Annotated in this window: 4 protein-coding genes; 2 read left to right on the top strand and 2 right to left on the bottom strand. The window is 58.0% G+C overall.

Annotated elements, in window-relative coordinates:
* Window positions 1–223 precede the first annotated feature (223 nt).
* A complete protein-coding gene (locus tag DW2_RS19190; RefSeq protein ID WP_156103055.1) occupies window positions 224–847 on the bottom strand; it encodes a YjbF family lipoprotein in 624 nt (207 codons plus the stop codon).
* Window positions 826–2,955: a YjbH domain-containing protein gene (locus DW2_RS18705; protein WP_038148960.1), complete on the bottom strand. Its 2,130-nt coding sequence runs from the start codon at window positions 2,953–2,955 to the stop codon at window positions 826–828. Before DW2_RS18705 ends, DW2_RS19190 begins: the two co-directional genes overlap by 22 nt.
* Before the next feature lie 352 nt (window positions 2,956–3,307).
* Here DW2_RS18705 and nusG point away from each other — a divergent pair, with 352 nt between their 5' ends.
* Together nusG and DW2_RS18695 are read left to right on the top strand one after the other, a co-directional pair.
* Window positions 3,308–3,814 carry a transcription termination/antitermination protein NusG gene (nusG, locus tag DW2_RS18700; RefSeq protein ID WP_038148958.1) on the top strand — a complete coding sequence of 169 codons (507 nt, stop codon included), beginning with the start codon at window positions 3,308–3,310 and terminating at the stop codon, window positions 3,812–3,814.
* A 545-nt stretch (window positions 3,815–4,359) separates the two neighbouring features.
* Window positions 4,360–4,681: transposase (locus DW2_RS18695; RefSeq protein ID WP_051856473.1), on the top strand; the 322-nt coding region annotated here is incomplete at its 3' end.

Raw genomic sequence — 4,681 nt, 5'->3', positions numbered from 1 at the left:
ATGCTGCCCAGCTAGCATGCCGGATTCACAACATGAATCCTCCCGGATTTGCGCAACAACGCCCGCGAAACCGGGAAGAACACTCGCAACGGTCGCGGCGATGGCCAGCGATGCCGTAATGATTTTGGTCATCAAAACCTCCAAGATCAGTTTGGACAGATCAAATCAACCTTACATTAATCATTTGGACGACCCCACAAAAAACTGAGTCGTTAACGCATTTTCATCGAGCATTGCTCAAACCTATGGCAATCATGCCAACCTTCGGGGAAATCCATTGCCGGGCCGCGCGAACCGCCCTGGCTTCATCCGTCCAGTAGATATTCTTCACGCCAAAGTTGTGCGCCTTACAGGTCTCTTCATGGCGAATCAAATCTCGTCCCGCCAATGTCTCGGGACCAATCCGCGAAATCGTGCAACCCATCAGCACATAGCGCGCATGTTCCTCGGCATCCAGAAAGCGGAAGGTTCTCCGATACGCGCCTGTCCGCGAACCAGAAAGCGCAGCAAGCGTTGGCCCAGCATCCGCCGCCATCAAATCGTCGCCCAAACCTCTTGTCGCCACCACGACGCCGCGATCTTCGGCGACGGTAACGTTATCCTGCGATCGCCATGTAGTAACGGTGCCATTACGGCCGGCAGGCAACAAGACAGCCGAGACGTCGCGCGATGGGATCACAACCTCCAGACCGACCTGCGGCGACTGGACGACCTCAATCGCCACCCCCTGCCCCGCCGCGACCGGCACGAACTTTTTGCCGGTCACCGATGAAAGGTTCGCGCAGCCCGCCAAGCCCAGGATCGCTGCGGCAACATACGCCCCTCTCATCGCCAGAACCTTTCCCAATTGCCATCGAGCGTCGAAGCCTGGTCGTCATGAACCAACCCATAGAGCCGATCTGGAACGTATAGTCGCGCCCCACCGTCCCGCACGATCGGCTGAATGACCGTGCTGTAGCTTTCACGCGTGGGCTTGCCACTCACCCAGCCGAGCGGAACCGAGATCCGGAATCCCTTGTCGAAAGAGCCTTCGCCAAATTCAGCCGAGGAGACATTCGTCTTGGTCGCATAAACGCCGACCTTCCAACCATTGTCGAATACGCGCGAGAAACTCAGAGTTGCGCCGTAATCACCCGCAAGATAACGGCCGACATCGAGCTCGGTGAAGAAGTTGTCGTTTAGCTGGTAATAGGCTGACAGGTGGCCTGTCGTGACTTCGTAGTCCCTCAAATCAAAGCGTTGATCGTAACCGCGCTGACGCACGCGGTTGACCTCCGCTCCAAGGGCCAGACGGCTATTTTGCGGTGACCACAAAAGCTCCGCCGAGACTCCCGCAAACATCGGCTCAAGGTAACCGATCGTGAAGCGGCCGTAGAGGTCACGCCCGGGGCGGAAGAAATAAGCAGCGGTGAGTTGCGGAATTTGCGGGCCACTTTCCTTGTAATAGAGCCAGGCGTCAGAACGCACATGCGGCAAGACCGAATCCGAGGGGCGGTTAGCCTGATCGAGATTGCCGAGTGCCTTCTGCGTGACCTGGCCAGTGAAAAGCAGACCCGGCAGCGGTTCATAATTAGCCGTCAACTTCGCCCCCAGATCCGCCCGAACAGGCTGGTCCGGGTCGAAAATAGCCGGACGCAGATAAGGACCGATATTCCAGGAAAAACGCGGATAGACACCGCCCACCGGCGGCAATCTCCCTGCGGCATCGTCGATCGCCGCATTTGCGCGGATCAATTCACCGCCAACTGGGTGGAATTCAAAGGCCTCGAGATCATCCCGCTTCAGCTCGGTGGTGCTTACAGGCATCGAGTGTTCGGAGAGTGTGATCGCGAAACGATCCACCGAGACCGGAGCCGTCGCGCTGAGGACCCGCGCCGCCCGTCCGATCGCCTCGGGCGCGGCGCCGTAACGATCATTGCGGATCTGAATCGCTAGACGCCGCCCTTCTATTCTCATTGCTTCGAGCGCAAGACCCTGCTGAGCCAGAGCGGGTTTGAGAGCGTTTTCTAAGGTCGACGGGTCGCCTGACCAACTTTGCGCGGCCTTCCCGCCGCCCACTGGGCGGGGCACAACTGGCGGCGGCGCAGGGTCGAGCCCGCTCGGATGCGCATTATGTTTCGGATTGATCGCGAAGCTCAATTGCAGGCTTAGGGCCGACCCATAGAGATACCCTGCCGTTACTGCGGCAGTCTGATTGATCTGGTAACTGGCCGCGAAGTTGAACGGCGACTTCTTGGTGAATGTCGGCCCGTTCTCGCGCGTGTAATCGTCCGAAGAGTATTCCGCCATCAACCGGAGTTTGTCAGTCGCCTGCCACTCGACACCGGCGAACAGCGCTGCTGGGCCGTGGAACCACTGATCAGGATGAAACGTGCCGCCTTTTCCGACGTCCGCCTTAGGGCGCGTTTTGAAACTGTCCGAAAGGGCCCCGAGAGGGTTTTCGAAACTCCCAAAGGACCCCAAGCGCCCCCAACCGATCCCCGCGGTCGCTCGCAACCGCTTCGTGAGCGTTTTCGACGCGACTACATATTCGCCGGCATATACACCTGTGCCAAGCATGTCATTGACACCGACGGCCATCGCGGGAACGAGCCTTCGCTCGTCAAGGAAACGGTATTGGTACGAAAAACTCCGGTCGAAGAGCGTGTCCCCGCCGTTGTAGTTCTGGATACTTGAATACCGGAAACCGGCGGATAGGCGCGGCGTTATCTGAAACGCCGCGGAGACGCGGGTTTGCCCCGCGAAATTGACGATATTGAACCCCAGCTCAGCATCTTCCCGACTGTGTGCCGCAGGCATATCTATCACGCCGGGAATGCCATAGCTGTTGTAGCCCCAAGCCAGATTTCCGTCCTGCGCTGCGGCGATCCTTGGAACGCAAAGCTGCGTGGCCAGTGGGATACTGAGGGCTAGGGCAAGTCTAGACGCTGTGGCGCCCAATGCACGCGTGCTCATCGGAAATTTCCAACGTCTGAAACGGGTCACCTTTTTCTTCACCGAGCGGGCCTTGCGTTGCAAGCCAACGGGGCAGTGGAGCCGATCTTTGTGGCAGAAATGCATGCCCAATGAGGACCCAGTGTCCAGATGTTCCTTCGTGGGACGCGGGCTAGTGTCAGATATTCGAAATCAAGTTGCATCGCGGTAGTAGTGGCGCGTGAACCCCAAACCCTCAACCGAGTGCGTAAGGCGAACATCGCTGCCTCCTCGTCATGTGCAAGATGTCGCTTACGACGATTGACAGGGGGGCAACGATAGCTCAACCCTCGGGCTATTCTAGCTGGAACATTTCCACCGGGACAATCAGGACATGAGCTTTCAAAGGCCCGAAACCCAGTGGTTCGTCGCGCAGTTCAAACCAAACTGCGCCGATATCGCCAGGCGGAATCTGCTCCGCCAAGGGTTCCAATGCTTTCTTCCGATGCAGGAAATCACGCGCCGTCGTTCTGGGCGCTTTGTGAAAGCGTCAGTTCCGCTTTTCCCCGGCTACCTCTTTCTTAGTGTCTCCCCGCACAGCCAGCGGTTGGGTGCGGTCAACGGAACGCACGGCATCACCCGCCTGGTAAGCCAGGGAGGATCCCCTGCCCCTGTGCCAGAAGATTTCATCCGCGCCTTAACCGGGCGCTGCGATGAGCGCGGCATCTTACAACCGCGCCGAGAATTTTCTCCCGGTGAGGAGGTGACGATCACGGCTGGCCCCCTCACCGATTTCATCGCGCGCGTCGAGAAGGTCGATGCAGAACGCCGCGTCTGGCTCTTACTCGATATCCTGGGGCGCGAAACACGGATCAGCGCCGACGCCGAAGCTCTGCGCTAACGCAAACCACGAGGACGAAACTTGGCTTAAGAAACCCGCCTTCTGTGCCAGCGGGCCGCCCAGTGAAAACCGTCTTCTTGAGAATTTTGCCGCTTTCTACGGTTCAGAATGCGGCACCTTGGGCAATCGGGTCGAACACCATACCGCCGCCATTATGCCGCTTTCTCGCCACATTTTTGTATAAAAGTAGACTCAATTACTTCAGTTCTTTCCCGACTACAAATGGCCTTTTTTTATTGGGGAGGCATTAATGAAATTTCTCCCAATTCTTTCATATCTTGTCTCTATTTTCTGCCCTCGCTGCGATCCAATCATCGCAGCACGCCTCAAAACTCTTCCGAGTCCTAATGGCTTCCCACCCCACCGCAGACGACGCCGCGTGCCACCAACCCCTTTCAAAACGCGTCGTCGTAAAACCTGATGAAGCCCCACCTCGTCAGGTCAACCGCGGGAGCAGCCGGACACCCATCCGGCTGCTTTCGCATATCGATCATGACCTGCCCCCTGAATAGCCCCGTGTATGGTGGACGCCTTCTTTGCTAATTTTGAGGCAAGGAGGCCATGATGAGCAGCGACCCGCGTTCAGCGACGATTTCAAGAGAGATGCGGTCGCGCAGATCACGGAGAGGGGCTACCCGGTCAGGGAGGTGGCCGAGCGCTTGGGCGTGAGCCAATACTCCCTCAACTCCGGGAAGAAGAAGTTTGCGAAGGCGTCATCCGGCGACGCTGAGAAGGATGCCTTGATCCGACGGCTGAAGAAGGAGCTGGCGCGGGTCTCGGAGGAGCGCGACATCCTAAAAAAATGGCGAGGCTTGTCCGCCATTGATGGAGTGGATGGCTCCCGCTCCCGGCATCGCATTGTGCCAC

This window comes from Thioclava atlantica (assembly GCF_000737065.1).
GTDB classification, from domain to species: domain Bacteria; phylum Pseudomonadota; class Alphaproteobacteria; order Rhodobacterales; family Rhodobacteraceae; genus Thioclava; species Thioclava atlantica.
Note: the sequence above shows the minus strand (reverse complement) of the source record. Positions and strands in the feature narration are given on the sequence as shown.